General features: G+C 71.6%; 16 protein-coding genes and 1 pseudogene. 7 read left to right on the top strand and 10 right to left on the bottom strand.

The window, feature by feature from the left end:
* Positions 1 to 44 precede the first annotated feature (44 nt).
* Positions 45 to 839, bottom strand: coding sequence for an alpha/beta fold hydrolase (locus tag ACGFWE_RS01830; protein ID WP_393597136.1), 795 nt, complete (start codon positions 837 to 839; stop codon positions 45 to 47).
* A 62-nt stretch (positions 840 to 901) separates the two neighbouring features.
* Between ACGFWE_RS01830 and ACGFWE_RS01835 the strand changes: the two genes are divergently transcribed.
* The 4 genes from ACGFWE_RS01835 (at position 902) to ACGFWE_RS01850 (ending at position 2,857) form a co-directional block, all read left to right on the top strand.
* Complete coding sequence (locus ACGFWE_RS01835) at positions 902 to 1,324, top strand: MarR family winged helix-turn-helix transcriptional regulator (protein ID WP_352385165.1); 423 nt, start codon at positions 902 to 904, stop codon at positions 1,322 to 1,324.
* Between the two features lie 17 nt (positions 1,325 to 1,341).
* Positions 1,342 to 1,794 (top strand): DUF2975 domain-containing protein, encoded by a 453-nt coding sequence (locus ACGFWE_RS01840; protein ID WP_393598894.1) that lies wholly within the window; start codon positions 1,342 to 1,344, stop codon positions 1,792 to 1,794.
* The gene (locus ACGFWE_RS01845; protein ID WP_393597138.1) at positions 1,794 to 2,075 is read left to right on the top strand and encodes a helix-turn-helix domain-containing protein; all 282 of its coding nucleotides are present in this window, start codon (positions 1,794 to 1,796) and stop codon (positions 2,073 to 2,075) included. Before ACGFWE_RS01840 ends, ACGFWE_RS01845 begins: the two co-directional genes overlap by 1 nt.
* 206 nt (positions 2,076 to 2,281) lie before the next feature.
* Complete coding sequence (locus ACGFWE_RS01850) at positions 2,282 to 2,857, top strand: hypothetical protein (protein ID WP_352385164.1); 576 nt, start codon at positions 2,282 to 2,284, stop codon at positions 2,855 to 2,857.
* A gap of 29 nt (positions 2,858 to 2,886) precedes the next feature.
* Here the strand turns inward: ACGFWE_RS01850 and ACGFWE_RS01855 are convergent, their stop codons facing one another.
* Positions 2,887 to 3,648: a polysaccharide deacetylase family protein gene (locus tag ACGFWE_RS01855; RefSeq protein WP_352385162.1), complete on the bottom strand. Its 762-nt coding sequence runs from the start codon at positions 3,646 to 3,648 to the stop codon at positions 2,887 to 2,889.
* 230 nt (positions 3,649 to 3,878) lie between these two features.
* Here ACGFWE_RS01855 and ACGFWE_RS01860 point away from each other — a divergent pair, with 230 nt between their 5' ends.
* Positions 3,879 to 4,394 carry a GIY-YIG nuclease family protein gene (locus ACGFWE_RS01860; protein ID WP_352385160.1) on the top strand — a complete coding sequence of 172 codons (516 nt, stop codon included), beginning with the start codon at positions 3,879 to 3,881 and terminating at the stop codon, positions 4,392 to 4,394.
* A gap of 27 nt (positions 4,395 to 4,421) precedes the next feature.
* Here ACGFWE_RS01860 and ACGFWE_RS01865 read toward each other — a convergent pair whose 3' ends face one another.
* Positions 4,422 to 5,354: a LysR family transcriptional regulator gene (locus ACGFWE_RS01865; RefSeq protein WP_393597141.1), complete on the bottom strand. Its 933-nt coding sequence runs from the start codon at positions 5,352 to 5,354 to the stop codon at positions 4,422 to 4,424.
* 71 nt (positions 5,355 to 5,425) lie between these two features.
* On the opposite strand from ACGFWE_RS01865, the gene ACGFWE_RS01870 reads away from it, so the two are divergent.
* Positions 5,426 to 6,280 carry an alpha/beta fold hydrolase gene (locus ACGFWE_RS01870; protein ID WP_393597143.1) on the top strand — a complete coding sequence of 285 codons (855 nt, stop codon included), beginning with the start codon at positions 5,426 to 5,428 and terminating at the stop codon, positions 6,278 to 6,280.
* 103 nt (positions 6,281 to 6,383) lie between these two features.
* Here ACGFWE_RS01870 and ACGFWE_RS01875 read toward each other — a convergent pair whose 3' ends face one another.
* The 3 genes from ACGFWE_RS01875 to ACGFWE_RS01885 all read right to left on the bottom strand — a co-directional run bounded on the left by ACGFWE_RS01875 (position 6,384) and on the right by ACGFWE_RS01885 (position 8,932).
* Positions 6,384 to 6,908 carry an ATP-binding protein gene (locus tag ACGFWE_RS01875; RefSeq protein WP_393597145.1) on the bottom strand — a complete coding sequence of 175 codons (525 nt, stop codon included), beginning with the start codon at positions 6,906 to 6,908 and terminating at the stop codon, positions 6,384 to 6,386.
* Between the two features lie 88 nt (positions 6,909 to 6,996).
* A complete protein-coding gene (locus ACGFWE_RS01880) occupies positions 6,997 to 7,698 on the bottom strand; it encodes a GAF and ANTAR domain-containing protein (RefSeq protein ID WP_393597147.1) in 702 nt (233 codons plus the stop codon).
* Positions 7,699 to 7,930: 232 nt separating this feature from the next.
* Positions 7,931 to 8,932, bottom strand: coding sequence for a zinc-binding dehydrogenase (locus tag ACGFWE_RS01885; RefSeq protein ID WP_393597149.1), 1,002 nt, complete (start codon positions 8,930 to 8,932; stop codon positions 7,931 to 7,933).
* Between the two features lie 237 nt (positions 8,933 to 9,169).
* On the opposite strand from ACGFWE_RS01885, the gene ACGFWE_RS01890 reads away from it, so the two are divergent.
* On the top strand, positions 9,170 to 10,927 hold the full coding sequence (locus tag ACGFWE_RS01890) for a protein kinase (protein ID WP_393597150.1): 1,758 nt from the start codon (positions 9,170 to 9,172) through the stop codon (positions 10,925 to 10,927).
* Between the two features lie 31 nt (positions 10,928 to 10,958).
* Here ACGFWE_RS01890 and ACGFWE_RS01895 read toward each other — a convergent pair whose 3' ends face one another.
* From ACGFWE_RS01895 to ACGFWE_RS01910, 4 genes and pseudogenes are all read right to left on the bottom strand, one after another.
* Positions 10,959 to 12,473 (bottom strand): FG-GAP repeat protein, encoded by a 1,515-nt coding sequence (locus ACGFWE_RS01895; RefSeq protein ID WP_352385147.1) that lies wholly within the window; start codon positions 12,471 to 12,473, stop codon positions 10,959 to 10,961.
* Positions 12,474 to 12,641: 168 nt separating this feature from the next.
* Positions 12,642 to 13,595, bottom strand: a complete 954-nt coding sequence (locus tag ACGFWE_RS01900) for an expansin EXLX1 family cellulose-binding protein (RefSeq protein WP_393598896.1) — start codon at positions 13,593 to 13,595, stop codon at positions 12,642 to 12,644.
* A 351-nt stretch (positions 13,596 to 13,946) separates the two neighbouring features.
* Positions 13,947 to 14,177 (bottom strand): annotated as a pseudogene (locus ACGFWE_RS01905) (FAD-dependent monooxygenase); the annotation flags it as partial.
* Between the two features lie 134 nt (positions 14,178 to 14,311).
* Positions 14,312 to 16,210 (bottom strand): glycoside hydrolase family 97 catalytic domain-containing protein, encoded by a 1,899-nt coding sequence (locus tag ACGFWE_RS01910; RefSeq protein WP_393597152.1) that lies wholly within the window; start codon positions 16,208 to 16,210, stop codon positions 14,312 to 14,314.
* Between the last annotated feature and the right edge of the window lie 25 nt (positions 16,211 to 16,235).

The raw sequence follows: 16,235 nt of genomic DNA on the forward strand, positions 1-16,235 counted from the left end.
GTGGCAGTCGCCGGCACGCCTTTCGTAACGGTGAGCAGGACCCCTCACCGCTGCCGCAGCGGGCTGTTTGTCTGACGCAGGTACTCGTCGATCAGCGCGAACGTGGCGTCCGGCTGCTCGATCTGCGGAAGGTGGCCGGCCTTGGGGATGACCTCGAGCCGGCCGCGGCCGAACGCGTCGGCGTACGCGGCGCCATAGGCGGGGGTGACAATGCGGTCGCTCTCACCCCAGAGCAGGAGAGCGGGCACCTGGACCTGCCCGAGCCGGGACAGCAGCGTGGGGTCGTGCATGTAGGGGTCGCCGGCGAGCAGGCGCATGGTGGCCATGTTGGCCCCTCTGCGTGCCAGTTCTTCGTCCGGGATCCCGGCCGGGCCCAGGTAGTAGCGGTCCGGGTCGTGCCAGGAGTGCTCCGCGACGCCGCGGGCGTCCAGGGCGAAGAAGTCGGTGATCGGTTCCGTCTCGACCCGCACGCCCACCGCGTCGATCAGGACGAGGCCGGTGACAGACCCCGTGGTGTCGCGGGCGGCCATCTCGGCGGCCGTCCAGCCCCCGAGGGAGGAGCCGACGACGAGAACGTCGCGCAGTCGCCGTTCGCGCAGGAGGCGCAGGTACGCGAGGGCGAGGTCGTCGATGCCGGTGAGCCCGGCCGGGCGGTCCGTGCCGTCCCAGCCGGGATGCACGGGCGTGATCGTGTGAGCGGTGCGGGACAGGTGCCGGGCGAGGCCGGCGACGGTGGCGGGGCCTCCGCCGCCGTGCAGGACGAGGACCGGCCTCCCCTCCCCGGCCTCGGACAGGGTGAGCGACAGGTCGGCGTACATGGCTGATGCGTTGGTGGACATGCCGACCACTGTAACTAAACATCTTTATATAAGCTAGCTTGGTCATGGCGTAGACTTGGCGCATGCACGGTGAGCTGCAAGAACTCGGCAGAGCGGTCAAGCAGGCCCAGTATCGGCAACACCGGGCCCTCGACAGCGCCCTCCAGACGGTCGGCACGACACTGGCCCAGTGGGACGCGCTGCGCGCGATCAGCCGCTCCCCCGGAGCGTCCGCCCGCGAACTGGCCGCAGCGACCTTCCAGACCGAGCAGGCCTTCGGTACGCTCGCCGGCCGCCTCACGGCCCAGGACCTCGTCGAACGCCGGCCCGGACGCGGCCGGCGCATCGAACACCACCTCACCCCTGCCGGCGAGCAGGTCCTGGCGGCCGGCCACAAAGTCGCCGACCACGTACTCGCCGACTGCTTCTCGGCCTTGCCAGGGCCGGACCGCGCCACCCTGCTCGGCCTGCTTCAACGCCTCACGGCGGAGCCGGACGCGCACTGACGGCACTTGCCCAACCTATCGATGTGCTCGTCGGCACCCCGTTCGTACAGACGTTGATGGTGTGGACGTTGGTCAGCGCGAGCGACCCTGAGGACGGGTCGCTCCCGCTGACCCCGCTGCGTGTGATCACGATCCTGGGCACGGTGTCGGTCCAGGTGGCAGTGGTCCGCGTAGGGCGGCTGATGACGATGGTGCGACGCGGAACCGTGTTCTCCCCCGCCGCCTTCCGGTACGTGGACGGAGTGATCGGCGCGATCGTGGCGGCCGCCCTCGTGTGGTTCGCGGTCACCCTCGTCAATGCGCCGGGCCAGCGGGACGACCCGGGCGTCACCCTCATCATGGGCGGCGTCGGCGTGGCCATCCTGGGAGTCGCCCTCATCGTGCTCGTGCTGCGGATGCTGCTCGCCCAGGCCGTCGCGCGCGACGTCGAAGCATCGCAGCTGCAGGCCGAGTTGGACGGAGTGATCTGATGCCGATCGCCGTCGACATCGACATCGACATCGACGTGATGCTGGCCAGGCGGATGATGTCCGTGGGCGAACTCGCCGACCGCGTAGGGATCACGCCCGCCAATCTGGCGGTACTCAAGAACGGGCGCGCCAAGGCGGTACGTTTCGCGACGCTCGCCGCGCTCTGCGAGGTGCTCGAGCGCCAGCCGGGCGACCTGCTGCGCTGGGGGCCCGAGGACGGCACGGACGAGGACGTGCCCGCGTCAGGCCGGACCGCGACCGGCGCCACCGGCACCTCCTGACGTACGGGTGCTGCTGGACTCATTCGCTCTCCGTGGGACCAGGGGTGCAGGCAGACGTACCTCTGCGGGTGCACGGCGGTCATCGCCGTGAGCCGCGCGGCGGAGCAACACGTCAGTTCCACGGGCGATGTGAGGGGCCGTCACCCCGCGAGAGCCTGTGGTGGCGCCCCCGGAGCAGGGGCGCCATCCATGAGGAAGGACCACCGATGAGCCGCACTGCGTCAGCCTCCACCCGCCTCCGCGTCGCCGCGGGCGCCGCCGTCCTGATCACCGTCGCGTGCACCGCCTCCGCCGCGGCCTTCGACCGTTCGCCCGGAACCGACTCCCCCCGCGCGCCGCGGGAAGCCGCGGCCCTGACCGGATCCGCCAAGCTCTCCCGGACCCTGGGGGACGACATCACCTTCACCTTCGACGCGCATCTGGCCGCCGAGCACCGGATGGAGCCCGCGAAGGCCACCGGGACGTTCCGCTTCAGTCACTACCTCAACGGCGAGGGCGTCTGGGCCAAGGGAAGGATCGACTGTCTGGTGACCGGGGGGAAGGTCGCGGTCGCCACCGGTGTCATCACCGGCAGCGATCTGGCGGGAGCGAAGGGCAAGCGGGTCGGCTTCACCGTGCACGACATGGGCCGGCACGACCGGCTGGGCTACAGCTGGGCCGTGAGCAACCCGGTGGAGACCAAGAACCTGCCCAAGTGCGTGAGTTCGGCGCCGTACGAGCGCGTGAAGAACGGCACCGGCGACTTCCGGGTCCTGCCCTGGCAACCGGACTTCATCGGGTAGGAGTCGCGGGGCGTTTGAAGGGCCCCGGTTCAGCGCACGGGGAAGCCGAAGGAGTAGCCCTGCTCCTTGAGCCGGGGCAGGATCTGGCGCAGCGCCTCCACCGTTTGGGAACGGTCGCCGCCCGCGTCGTGGAACAGGACGGTCGGACCGCCCGGCAGTTCACGTTCGACCGTGGCGACGATGGCGTCCGTGCCCGGCCGTTCGAAGTCCTTGGAGTCCACGTTCCAGCCCAGCGGACGCATGCCCCGGGAAGCGGCGAGCTTGCGGCTGAAGGGGGTGAAGGCGCCGCCGGGGGCCCGGTAGTACATCGGCCGTACGCCGCCCGAGGCCTGGGTGATCATGCGTTCGGCGTCGAGAATCTGCTGCGACTGGTATGCCTCGGACTTCTTGTCCATGGTGGTGTCATGGGACACCGAGTGGTCGCACAGCCGGTGTCCGGCGGCGACGACCTGCTTCACCAGGTCAGGGTGGGCCTGCGCCTGCGTTCCCACCATGCAGAACGTGGCCTTGACCCCGTACTCCCGCAGCACGTCCAGCACTTGGGGGGTCCACGCCGGGTCGGGTCCGTCGTCGATGGTGATGTTGACGCCGCGAGCTCCCTTGTCCGAGGCGTGCACGATGGTCACATCGACGGGCTTCACCGCACTGGCCGGCTTGGACGCCTTGGGCGGCGTGACCCCCACGGCGCCGGCCTGTGCGGTCCACACGGAGGCACCGGCGGCGAGCATCGTCACCCCGAGCGCCGCCCCGAGCACCTTGCCGTTCCAGCCCCGCCCACCGTGCCGTGCCATGTCCGCCCCGCTTTCCCGCAGTTCCTCGTCAATTCACTGGTCACTCCGTGACCACCTGACAAGACGAGGAACTGCGGCCACGGGATGCGTCCGTTACGGATCAAGGACAATTCCGGGAGAGTTCACGGACAACCCGGCAGCGGAACACGGTGTCACACCCCCGTGGGAGCGTGAGAGGACGGACAACGGCGCGCGGTCGCCGTGCGCCCCGGACTGAGGGAGGCCGTGTCATGACCGACATCGACACCCAGTTCCTGCGCAGCCTGTTCGACGAGGAAGGCAGCCTGCACACCGCTGGCCGCACCGCCCTGTACCGGCTCTACGGCCTCGAAGGCCTGCTGTACGTCGGCATCTCCACCTGCCCGCTCACCCGTATCCGCACCCATCTGCACCAACAGCCCTGGGGCCCCCGCGTCATCGGCGTCCAGATCGACTACCCCGACGACGCCCATGCGGCCGAACGCGAAGCGGTCCACACCGAACGCCCCCTGCACAACGTCGTCTTCAACGGGACCACCCCTCCCCCACCGCCCGACCGGGCCGCGCGGCTCAGGGCGGAACTCGCCGCGCAGCGCAGGCGGTTGGAAGAACTCGAAGCCGCTGTACCCGAGTCCGCCACCCACCTGCGTCTCATACTCCGCGGCATCACCGCGGCACAGGCGAAAGTCGCGAAACTCGCGAAACTCGCCGGAGAAGCCGAAGAGGCCGAGGTCGCACAACCTCCGGATCCGACCCACGCCCCCTGATCCTCCACGCCCCGCAACGGACATCCGTCAAGCGCCGGCCGGCGGCCGTGCGAGTTCCGCCGCGACCTCCACGGCGATGTCGACCGCGCGGGCGGCCAGTGGTGAGTGGATACGGCCTGCCTGCCAGTGCAGGTAGATCTCGCGTGGTGGCAGGGACGGCCGTAGTGCGTGGATGCGGAGTCGGTCGTCGGAGGGGACGCCGGCGCCGAGGACGGCGAGCCAGGGCAGGAGTGCCGATCCCAGGCCGGCTCGCACCATCGACAACAGGGTGTCGTTGACCGCGGTGCGGAACACGACCTGCGGACGGGCGCCGGTGCGCGCGACCGCCTGCTCCATCAGCGGCTGGTCGCAGGTCAGCGGCCAGGCCACCATCGGTACGCCGTCGAGCAGTTCCAGCGGCACCGGCCCCTCGTCGGGGAAGGTGCCGGTGCGGGCCACCAGCAGGTAGGGATCGTCGAGCAGCTTGCGGTGCTCGACCTCGCCGTCGACGCGGCCGTCGTAGAACAGCAGGTCGAGGTCGCCGATCCGCGGCTGCTCCGGCTCCTCCTCGGACAACCTGATGTCGCATCCGGGGTGCTCGTCGCGCAGTCGGCGTACGAGCGACGGCAGGATCACGTTGGACACGCTCTGGAAGGTGCCGATGTCGATCCGGCCGTCCCCCGCCTGGAACCGGTCCACGGCGTCGGCCAGTGCCTCGGCCTTCGCCAGCAGGGCGCGACCGTGGTCCAGGACCACGGAGCCGAGCGGGGTGAGCCGTACCGGCTTGGGGCCGCCCGGCCGGTCGAACACCGGGCCGCCGACGGCTCTCTCCAGCGCGGCGATCTGCTGGCTCACCGTCGACTGGGTGTAGCCGAGACGGGTGGCCGCCCGGCCGAACGAACCCTCCTCGGCGATGGCGGCCATCGCCGCCAGATGGCGCAGCTCGACGGTGCTCACGCACGCCAGCGTAGCGACGCCCATCGGAGCAAGCGATCGAATCGATCGGAAATCATCGCTTTTCACAATGGAGTCCGGGGTTCTAGCGTGCTGGCATGACCTCATATCAATCCCACGGCGAGCGACTGTTCGGGATCAACGGTGTCGAGCTGTGTGTCGAGACCTTCGGAGACCCCGCGGACCCGGCGATCACGCTGGTCGCCGGGGCGGCCGCCTCGATGCTGTGGTGGGACGCCGACCTGTGCGGACAGCTCGCCGCCCGCGGCCGCTTCGTGGTCCGCTACGACCAGCGGGACACCGGCCGGTCGACCTGCTGTCCACCGGGACAGCCGGACTACTCGTTCACCGATCTGGCCCGCGACGTGCTCGGCATCCAGGACGCTCTGGGCATCGAGCGCGCCCATGCGGTCTGCCAGTCGATGTCCGGCGGGATCGGACTCGCCCTCGGTGTCGACCATCCCGACCGGGTCGCGTCGCTGACGTTCGTCTCGACCTCGACCGGTGCCGACGAGCTGCCGCCGCCGTCGAGCGACCTGGCCATGGCCGCCGCGCCGGACGTCTCCGACGTGGCCGCGCTCGTGGAGTACGTCGTCGACGGCGCGCGGGCCTACGCCGGCGGCTCGCCGTACTTCGACGAGGCCGCGATCCGGGCGTTGGTCCAGCGGGACGTGGTGCGGGCCAGGAACTACGCGTCGACGTTGGTCAACCACTTCGCCATCCGGTTCGACGGGCCGGCGCACGGCGGCTTCGGCGACATCGTGGCGCCGACCCTCGTGGTCCACGGCGATCGCGACCCCCTGCTGCCGTTGCCGCACGGCGAGGCGCTGCGTGACGCGGTCCCGGGGGCGGAGCTGCTGGTTCTCGAGGGCGCCGGACATGATCTACCGCGGCCTGTGTGGGACGACTTCGTGTCGGCTCTGGTGCGGCACACAGAAGGAGGTCGCTCATGAACCGCCTGCGGTCGGCACAGTGATCGCCGCTCTTCGACCGGATCAGCCGTGCCGACGGGCGCCGGGCCCGCCGGGCGCGCCCCTCACCCGGCGCCGGCACCGGTCATGAGGTCTGCCGGGTCCGGTCCGCACGCGGGGCGGACAGCACGGTCCTGTCGACCGTACCGGCCTCGTCGCTCGCGACGAGTCGCAGGTGAGCGGTGATCTCCTTGCCGTTGTCACGGGGGGTGACGACGACTCTGTCGCTGACCGAGTGCACCAGGCGGAGGCCGTGCCCGCCGACGCGGCAGCGGTCGGGCGGCTGGACCACGGGCGCGTCGGGCGAGGTGTCGTACAGGCTGATCGACAGCTCGGTTCCGGACAGCCGGAGCGTCAGCGCACAGGGGCCGGGAGCATGCCTCAAGGCGTTGGTGACGAGCTCGCTGACGACGAGTTCGGCGTCCATGACCCTGGACGCGGGGACGGCGGCGCTGTCGCCGCACGGAGCGTGGGCGAGAACGGCGCGCACATCCCGTCGCGCGTCCACGGCGCGGGGGGTGCTCGGGCCCCAGGCTGCGGCATAGCGCAGCCTGGCCTGCTCGTCTGCGCCCAGTTCATCCGCCGCCTGCTTCATAAGCGGGATGACCATGTAGAACTCTTTCGTCGCGTTCACCACTTCGGCCGTTGCCGCTCTTGCGGCTACCCGGGTGCGCGGGGCGTACGCCAGGTGGCGCGGGTCAGGCCTTCTTCGCGCGGTCGGAACGGACCCGCTGGGCGACGTCGCGCAGCTTGATGTTGTGCTGCTGGGAGATGCGGCGCAGCACGTTGAAGGCGTCGTCCTCGGTCAGCTTGTGGCGTTCCATCAGGATGCCCATGGCCTCGCCGATGGCGTGCCGGGTCTCCATGGCCTCCTCGAGCTGGTCGATGGTGCGGGCGTCGGCGAGGGCGACGGCGGCGTGCGAGGCCAGCAGCCAGCCGGCGGTCTCGATGTCCTTGCCGAAGGCGCCGGGGCGCCGGGAGTACAGGTTCAGCGCGCCGAAGTCCGCGTCGTGGGTGTAGAGCAGTACGCCGGTCATGCTGCCGATACCCAGCTCGCGAGCCGCCGCGGCGAACCGCGGCCAGGACGGTTGCGGCTCGGTGATGTCCGGGATCCGGAAGACGCACTCGCCGTTCACCCCGTCGGCCCGGGCGGCGAGATCGAAGCACGGGCCCTCGGCCAGCTCACCCTGCAGCCGGTCCGATGCCTCCACCAGCTCGCCGCATGCGGAGAGCGTGACCGCCCGCCCCTTGCGGACCGCCAGGATTCCGGCCGCGTCGCAGCCGTCCACCAGTCGCACCGCCGACGCCGCGATCTCGTCCAGCGTCCCCTGCACCGACTCCTGCGCCAGCAACTGCCGCGCGAGCTGAGCCATCGCCTCGGCGAACTCTCGCCACTCCACCGCCACCACCCGCCTCGACCACCGGTGCGGCCACCCTACCGCCGCCCCGTTGTGCGCCTTGCGGTGTGGGTGGCCTCGCCAGTGTGGGTGGCCTCGCCGGACCGCGGCTTCCCCGGCTCGTTGGCTGAACCGGAGAAGCCTGGCCGGTGCGGCCCCCATGGGTGCGCCGCCACGCCGGCCTGCCCTTCAAGTCCCCACCCCTGACCGGGCTACTCCTGCGCAGCCGGTGCCGTCAGTGCCGGACGCGTACGACGAGCTTGCCGGTGGCGCGGTCGTGTTCCATGTCGTCGTGGGCCCGCGGCACCTGCTCCAGGCCGTCGTAGACGCGGTCCACGGGGAAGGTGAGCCGGCCGTCGGCGACCGCGTCGAGGATCTCCTGGAAGGCCTCCCGGGGCAGGTCGGCGGCGTCGCCGAAGTAGCCGGCGAGGCGTACGCCCCTGGGCAGGTACTCGTTCGGGGAGAAGTCCCGCACCGTCCACTGGTTGGAGAGGCTCCCGCCGAAGCAGGCCGTGCCGTGCACGCGTACCGTGCGCAAGGTGTCGGGCAGGGTCGGTGTGCCGACGAGGTCGAGGGCGGCGTCGACGCCGTGCGGGTACAGCTCCCGTACGGCGGGCGCGATCTCGCCGGTGTCGAGCAGGGGGTGGTCGACGCCGTGCTCGGCCAGCAGAGCGAGGCGGTCGGCCCGCCGGGTGGTGGACAGGACGGTGGCGCCGCGCCAGGTGGCCAGCGCGGCCGCTGCCAGGCCGACCGAGGAGGTGCCGCCTCGGATCAGCACGGACTGGCCGGGGGTGAGATCCAGGCCGACGGTGAGCGAGCCGTAGGCGGTCTGCACCATCTCCGGCAGGGCGCCCAGCACCTCCCAGGGCAGGTCGGTGTCCACGGGGAGGACCTGGGACAGCGGCACCGAGGTGTACTCGGCGTAGCCGCCGTCGTAGGTGCGCCCCATGTCCCCCATCATCGCGACGACCTTCTGCCCGGGAACCAGTCCGCTGCCGGGCGGGGCCGCGTCGACGGTGCCGGCGGCCTCGATGCCCGGTACCCGGGGAAAGGTGACACCGACGCCCAGGCCCAGCCGCAGTTTCAGCTCCGAGCGGTTGAGGCCGAACGCCTCGACGCGGATGCGTACCCAGCCGTCCCTTGCGGGCGGGACCGGGAGCGTCGTGAGCCGCAGGTTCTCCACGGGGCCGGGAGCGGAGAGCTGGACGGCGCGCATGGTGTTCGGCGAGGACGTCATGAGCCTGCTTTCTTCCCGGGACCGGGGAGTGCCGGTCGGCGGGTGCGCAAACATGCCAAGGCCGCCGGTTCATTCCCGACTCGCCCCGGATCCCCGCCCGGTGGGGACTGCGCGGCGCTGTTCCAGCACCCACGGGACGGAGGTGAGCGATTTCCTGAACACTTGCGCGAGCTGAGTTACGCTCTTCTCTCACTGGGGGTGAACTGGCGTGCATCGAACGTGACTTCGGGGGACTTCTTGTCGGTACAGCGGCCGGCGTCGGCGGACGACGCGACTGCCGCGCTGCGGCAGACCGGTGCGTTACCACTGCGGCTCGGCGACCCGGGGCGCGTCGGCCCCTACGCGCCGGTGGCGCTGCTGGGCAGTGGCGGTATGGGTCGGGTCTATCTGGCGCGTCCCGCGGACGACAGTCCGGGGCTGGTCGCGGTGAAGGTGATCAGGCCGGAGTACGCGGAGGATCCCAGGTTCCGGCGCCGCTTCGAGCGCGAGGCAGCCGTGCACGCCCGCCTGCGGACACCGCACGCACCGCGGCTGTGCGGCACGGGCTTCGAGGACGAGCTGCTGTGGATGGCCACGGAGTACCTCCCGGGCTTCGACCTGGCGGAAGCCGTGAAGGAGTACGGCGCCCTGGAGGCGGCCGCGGTGTGGCGGCTGGTCGCGGAGCTGGGGCAGGCGCTCGCGAGCCTCGCCGTCGAGGAGATCGTCCACCGGGATCTGAAGCCGTCCAATGTCCTGCTGTCCGTCCGGGGCGCGCACGTGATCGACTTCGGTATTTCGAAGGCCGCTGACGCGAGTGCGATCACCGGCACGGGCAACCGGGTCGGCACTCCGGCCTACATGTCGCCCGAGCATCTGAGAGAGGGCCGGTCCGACACGGCGTCGGACGTGTTCTCGCTGGCCGGGACACTGGTCTACGCGACGACGGGACGGGCGCCGTTCGGTGACGGCACAGGGGTCGACGTGATGCACCGGGTGGCGTACGAGGACCCCAATCCCGAGGTCGTCGACGAGATCTCGGCGGCGGACGAGGAGCTCGGCGCCCTGTTGACCGCCTGCCTGGACAAGGAGCCCGCGCGGCGGCCCACCCCGCAGGAGCTGATCGACGCCGCCCGGGCACGTCCCGTGGCCTCCCCCTGGCCGGAGCCGCTGGGCGGCGAGGTGCTCGCCCGGCAGCAGGCGTACGAGGCGTTGCACCGCTTGCCGGTCGCGGGGATGAACCGGCTACGGTCTCCGGACGACCTCCCCCTGCTCCTGTCCGCGCGTCTGCCCCTACCTGCTGCTCCTCGGGATGCGCAGCCACCCGCGAAGGCCGAGGGCACCCCGCCCCCGCCCCCGCCGACCCCGTCAGGTGCCCCTGCCCGGAGCCGGAGGAGGGCGTTACTCGTCGCCGTCGCGGGCATCACGGTCTGTGTGGTGGCTGCGACGGCGTTGCTGATGACGCGACAGGATCCCCCCGCCGCCGCCTCCCCGAAAGCCGGGACCACCAGGGCGGACAGCACGGGCTCCGGTGGCGCCTCCAGTGGTTCGGGGTCCCCGAGTACCGGCGGACTGAGCCGCACGGACCTCGACGGCGCCGCGGCGGAGGACCGCGACACCAAGACGGGGACCACCTCGGCCCAGCCCAGCGTCTCGGGCTCCACCGGCGACCGCGACGACGTCGACGCACCGCCTCCCGGTGACGATCCGTCCACCACGCCGTCCCCCACTCCGCCCGCCGACAGCCCGTCGGCCGGAACCGACACCGCTCCCTGGCTCTCGGAGTGCACGTACTACGCCGGCAACGGACGCACCCGCCTCGGCGACAGCGGCAAACGCGTGCAGCAGGTGCAGTGCATCCTGACGCAGCGCGGCTACGGCGTCGGAAGCGCCGGTGTGGACGGTGAGTTCGGCTCCGGAACCGAGAGCGCGGTCCGGGCCTTCCAGAACGAGCGGGGCCTCGACGCCGACGGTGTCGTGGCGCACGACACCTGGGTCGCGCTGCGCAGCGCCGAGTGACGGCCCCGGACCCGGACCGGATGCGTCACGCTCACTCGTCGATGACCGCGCCGAAGTGGGCGCCGTGGGCGCTTCCGCCGAGGGCGGCGGCGCCGTAGGAACGGGAGCCGTCGGCGAGCAGGCCGTCGCCGCTCGCGGGCAGCAGCCACACCGCGCCGTCACCGGCGTTCTCGTCGGGCGCCGCTGCCACCAGCTCGGCCCGGCCGTCGCCGTCGGTGTCGATCAGCCGCACCTGGACGCCCCAGCCGTCACCGGCCTCGGCGGCTCCCGGGATACCCCGCGTGTTCTGGTCGAAGTGCTGGTACCCGGTAGCGGTCACGCCCTCTCGCGAGCCGCGCAGCAGCGACACCGCGCCCGCCCTCTGTTCGCCGTCCGCGTCCTCGCCGGGCCCGCCCACCGCCAGGTCGGCATAGCCGTCACCGTCGACGTCGGACACCGAGAGGTCGTTGCCCCAGGCGTCGTGCTCCCCGGGCGAGCCGATCAGGCCCGGGGAGTTCTGCGACCACCACTGCGGGGCGGTGCCGGGGCCCACCTCGCCGGCGGGCCCTTCCGAGCCGCCGTAGTAGACGCCGACCAGACCGCCGGGGGCGTCCGCGTCACCGGCCGACTCGTCCACGCCGCTGCGCTGGCCGACGACGAGGTCGTCGTAGCCGTCGCCGTTGATGTCGCCGGAGGCGCTGCCCAGGCCGCCGTGCAGGTCGCGCTGGTAGCTCAGGCCCTCTTCTCCGCCCGCGTAGAGCGCCGACCAGCCCTTGATGTAGTCGTCGTCGGGGCTGTAGCCGGAGACGACGAGGTCGGCGTAGCCGTCGCGGTCGTAGTCGCCGGTGGTCAGGTAGGCGGCCTGGAGGGTGTGGCCGGTGGAGTGCGGGGTGCCGACCTGGCGCAGGACGCCGGCGTGGTAGGTGAAGACGTGCAGGCCCACCTTCTGGTCCAGGACGACGAGCTGGTCGCCGTCGATGTCGCCGGTGAACCGGGCGGCTGCCACCGAGTGGCCGAACCGGGCGCCCTCGGCGGGCTTGGCGGCGGTGACGGTTCCGGTGCGCCCGGTGTCGAGGCCCTTGGCGGATCCGTAGACGACGGTCACCCGGCCCGCGTCCTCGAGGGTGCCCTCGTCCTCGCCGGGCGTGCCGATGACCGCGTCGTCGTAGCCGTCGCCGTCCAGGTCGCCGCTCGCGACGGCCTGTCCGAAGTGGTCACCGGTCTCGGAGGTGCCGGGCACGCCCTTGGTCGACTGGCTGAGGAGCTGGACCTCGCCCTTGGGCACGGTGTTGTTGGTGCCGATGCCGTTGGGAGCGCCGTACTGGACGGTGACGTATCCGGCGCCCTCCTTGCCGTCGACGGTGCCCTCCGGGACCCCGATGAGGAGGTCGCCGTAGCCGTCGCCGTTGAAGTCGTTGTTGCGGTCGGCGGCGGAGGTGCCGCCGGGGACGCCCGCGAACGCGGTCGGCGCGGCCAGGATTCCCGCTCCCGCCAGCAACAGGAAGGAGGCCGCCACGACGGCGGCCGAACCTGCGGTACGCCGGGTGGTGCGCGTGGTGATGCTCATGTCTGGTTCCCCCGTTGGATATTGACGCCCCGTCAGTCGGCTGGTCCGGCCGACTGGTCTTGTCTCAACGCGGGGTTCGACACGACGACCGCGCAACAGGTTGTGGGGGCCTGGCGTGCTGTGACACGCCAGTGACAACTGTTGCCGCACCACGACACCGAAGGGGGGTCAGTGCCGGGCGAACTGGACCCCGGTCGACTGCACGACGTCCGGCTTCACGCTGATGCCATCGATCTCCAGCCGCTCTCCGTAGATGTCGGTGATCCTGATCGCGGCACCGCACCCGCTGCCCTTCTCGGAGAGGAAGTAGTTGTAGCCGGTGCGGGGCAACTCGGTCCACCCGGCGGAGGTTTGGACCTCCAGCCGGGCCAGCGGGTTGCGGTGGCCGATCGCCTGGATGCCGCACCAGTAGCGGCTCGATCCCGTCTTGTACCGGATCGAGATCGTGTCGGAGGTACTGGGGCTCAGCAGGCTCCACGTGATCGGTATCTGACCCTGCACGGGGGCGGCGAGCTTCGCGAACGCCTGGGGGCTGAGGTCGAGTTGGCCGGGGGCGCAGGGCAGGGGGCACTCGTTGGTGATGCGGACCGTGACGGAGGCGCCGCTCGCGGCGCGGACGAGGATGTACGCCCCGCACGCCCTGGACGTCTCGTAGTCGGTGGCGTTCATCGCCGCGGTCATGACGTCGGCGGTGGGGCCGTACAGGCAGGCGCCGTCGCCGTTGCCGGTGTCGTAGAAGGTGGCCACGCCGTCGTAGGAGACGCCCGGCTTGATCCGTCCGGTCAGCGAGGCCGACGTGGACGTCTTCCGCGCCGGCTGCGTGACCGGCTTCTTCGAGGGGCGGGGCGAGGCGCTGCTGCTCACGGTGGCCTTCGGGCTGCCGGTGCGGGCCGAGGCCGAGGGGGACGCCGTGGTGGGCTCCGACTTCTCGGTCGTCGGGGTCGGCGTGGCACGGGTGCCGGCGACGCGCGTGGCCGCGGCCGGGCCGGCGTCGGTCTCGTGGTCGGGGCTGAAGGCGAGGATCAGCGCTGCCACGAGCGCCACGGCGGCGACGGCGGCCGCCGAGACGAGGGCCGTGCGCCCCCTGCCCGACGAAGGGGAACGATGCGAACGAGATGCCACTGGTGCGTCCTTGGTGATCCGTGCGAGCCTCCGGCGGAGGGCCTTGCGATGTCTCAGTCGCCGCCGGGCCCGGAAAGGTTGCCGCGGATTTCGTGGGCCACCGCGTCCCCGGTCGGGTCCACGCCCGTCACGAGTTCGGCGAAGGCGCGAGCCGCGATCGGGGAGTTGAAGAGGCGGTCGAGGCGGGCGCGGGCCAGGTTGCGCAGGAAGGGTTCGGCGTCGCCCGCGTCGTGCAGGGTGGGGGTGAGCCAGTGGGAGAACTCGCAGGTCGCCGCCGTCCTTGAGGTAGGTGGCGGTGAGCTTCTGCACGAGGATCTGCTGGGGGCACAGGCGGGCCGCGGGACCGTCGGAGCCGTCGCTGTCGGACACGAGGTGGCTGCGGCCGTCCACCCGGAACTCCAGGATGCCGGCGTAAGGGACACCGCCGAGGACCCGGTCCGTCAGTCCCCAGGAGTCGAACATGCGGACCGCGCGCGTCTCGACGATGCCGGCCCGCTGGCATTGCGCCACGTGGTCGCGCGAGCGGCGTTCCAGGACGACGCAGTCGATGCCGCTGTGCCGCAGCAGCGTGGCGACGGTCATCCCGGCCGGGCCGGCGCCGATCACGACGACGGCCGTGGATTCGGGAACGTCCTGCAACTGACCTGTTCCGATGGCCACTTGGGCACCTCCGGCGGCAGCCTGGCGAGGGCTGCCGCCGGAGGTGGCGGATTCCTTCAGCGATAGCAAGTGGTGAGGCCCGGTCGCCAGGGGCAGGCGAGCCCGGCGAAGCCGCCGTTCGCCACGACGTCGACGGTGAGGGTGTCGCCGCCGCGCAGCACCCGTCGGTCCTGGACGAGTCCGTCGGCCCCGTCCCGGATCGTCTCCACCAGCCACCGGCCGGGACCGAGGGACACCGGCACCTCGGCCGTGCGGGCGGCACCGGCGTAGACCCCGCCCAGGAACCAGCGGTCTCCGCTGCGGCGGGCCAGTACGGCCTCCTGTCCGGGTTCGCCGGCGAGGAGGCGGGTGTCGTCCCAGGCCGCGGGGACCTGGTCGAAGTAGGCCCGGGCGAGCGGCCGGGCCTCGTACGACTCCGGGGTGCCCGCGAACATCTGCAGCCCCGACTCGTAGGCGACGGCGAGGCCGATCTCGGCCGCGTCGGAGTTGGGGCGCAGGCCCACGCGCTGGAAGGCGCCGGGGGTGAAGTCCATGGAGCCGATGACGTTGCGGGTGAAGGGCAGGGTGGTGAGGTGGGCGGCGGTGTTGGTGCGCTTCTCCTCCCCCGCGACACCCTCCAGGGTCATGACCTGCGGCCAGGTGCGCTGGATGCCCTTGGGGATCGTGGAGCCGTGGAAGTCGACCATGAGGTGGTGGGCGGCCGTCTCCGCGAGGACGGTGTCGTACCACTGGAGCATGGGCTGCGCCTCGGAGTTCATGAAGTCGATCTTGACTCCCTTCACTCCCCACTTCTCCAGGGTGGGCAGCCACCGGGCGCGTTCCTCGGGGGTGTCGAGGTCGCGCTGGTGGATCCAGACGATGATGCCGACGCCCTTGGCGCGGGCGTACCGGACGAGTTCCGGTATCCAGCTGTCGGTCTGCCAGTCGGGGTTCGTGACGTCCCACTCCCCCGGCCGGTAGTACCAGCCGGCGTCGACCGCCTCGTAGGGCCAGTGGCGTTCGGCCGCGTAGTCGACGTACGCCTTCTGCGCGGTGAGGCTCTGACCCGCCGTCCTGCCGCCCGCGAGCCAGGTCCACAGGACGGTGCCGGGACGGATCCAGGACGTGTCGCGGACCTTGGACGCGGGGGCGAGGTCGTCGGTGAAGGTGGAGCGGGTGACGGTGGCGAGGCCGCCGGTGACCATGGCCCGCCAGGGGGTGGCGAGGGGGCCGTCGGCCGTCACCCGCTCGTCGGCCAGCTCGATGCGGTAGGTGCCGGTGCCCTGGGTGTGGGCGAGGTGGGCGCCGGAGTAGGCGCCGGTGAGGCCGGACTCGGCGAGCAGGGTGTAGCCGCCGGGGGTCGAGAACAGGGCCTGGTCGGAGTACTCGCCGGTGGGTGAGCCCGCGGCGGTGTAGGGGGCGAACTGGCCCTCGTTGTCCACGCGGTAGGTGCCGAGCCACGCCCGCGCGTCGGCCGGGAGGTTGAAGGCGGACGTCTCCCCGAGGACGTCGCCGGCTCCCGCGGGCAGGACATAGCGGTAGGCGACACCGTCCACGGAGGCCCGGACGACGAGGTCGAGACGGGCGCCCGCGGTGGTGGCGAAGGACAGCCGGGTCTCGTTCATCCGGACCCGGCGGTCCAGCCGTTTGCCGGACTTGGTGCGGTAACGCTCCTGCACCGTACGGCTCTTGCGGTGCAGGAAGCGCAGGTCCTTGGACAGGTCGGCCTGTTCGGTGACGATGCCGACGGGTGACGGCTCGATGACCGTAAGGCCCTCCCGGGACACGGCGAGGCTCAGCGTGCCCGTGGTGTCGTCGAGGGTGACCTGTGCGCGGGGCGCGTGTGCTCCTGCGGACACGGACCATGCCCTGTCGCCCAGGTCGTGCTGTTCGGCTTGTGCGGGTGCGGTGGTGAGGAGTGCGGCCGCCAGCGAGGCGCAGAGTGCGGCGACCGCGGTTCTGATCGGAACCGCCATCGGAATCCTCCGTGTTGTGTGGCCT

The organism is Streptomyces sp. NPDC048523, from assembly GCF_043199815.1.
Taxonomy (GTDB): Bacteria; Actinomycetota; Actinomycetes; order Streptomycetales; family Streptomycetaceae; genus Streptomyces.

What these genes read in the sequence shown, in the direction of transcription:
- ACGFWE_RS01845 (WP_393597138.1), top strand. Translation starts at nt 1,794, where the DNA reads ATGCCGATCGCCGTCGACATCGACATCGACATCGACGTGATGCTGGCC.
- ACGFWE_RS01830 (WP_393597136.1), bottom strand. Translation starts at nt 839, where the DNA reads ATGTCCACCAACGCATCAGCCATGTACGCCGACCTGTCGCTCACCCTG.
- ACGFWE_RS01895 (WP_352385147.1), bottom strand. Translation starts at nt 12,473, where the DNA reads ATGAGCATCACCACGCGCACCACCCGGCGTACCGCAGGTTCGGCCGCC.
- ACGFWE_RS01855 (WP_352385162.1), bottom strand. Translation starts at nt 3,648, where the DNA reads ATGGCACGGCACGGTGGGCGGGGCTGGAACGGCAAGGTGCTCGGGGCG.
- ACGFWE_RS01835 (WP_352385165.1), top strand. Translation starts at nt 902, where the DNA reads ATGCACGGTGAGCTGCAAGAACTCGGCAGAGCGGTCAAGCAGGCCCAG.
- ACGFWE_RS01850 (WP_352385164.1), top strand. Translation starts at nt 2,282, where the DNA reads ATGAGCCGCACTGCGTCAGCCTCCACCCGCCTCCGCGTCGCCGCGGGC.
- ACGFWE_RS01875 (WP_393597145.1), bottom strand. Translation starts at nt 6,908, where the DNA reads ATGGTCATCCCGCTTATGAAGCAGGCGGCGGATGAACTGGGCGCAGAC.
- ACGFWE_RS01910 (WP_393597152.1), bottom strand. Translation starts at nt 16,210, where the DNA reads ATGGCGGTTCCGATCAGAACCGCGGTCGCCGCACTCTGCGCCTCGCTG.
- ACGFWE_RS01885 (WP_393597149.1), bottom strand. Translation starts at nt 8,932, where the DNA reads ATGACGTCCTCGCCGAACACCATGCGCGCCGTCCAGCTCTCCGCTCCC.
- ACGFWE_RS01865 (WP_393597141.1), bottom strand. Translation starts at nt 5,354, where the DNA reads ATGGGCGTCGCTACGCTGGCGTGCGTGAGCACCGTCGAGCTGCGCCAT.
- ACGFWE_RS01870 (WP_393597143.1), top strand. Translation starts at nt 5,426, where the DNA reads ATGACCTCATATCAATCCCACGGCGAGCGACTGTTCGGGATCAACGGT.
- ACGFWE_RS01860 (WP_352385160.1), top strand. Translation starts at nt 3,879, where the DNA reads ATGACCGACATCGACACCCAGTTCCTGCGCAGCCTGTTCGACGAGGAA.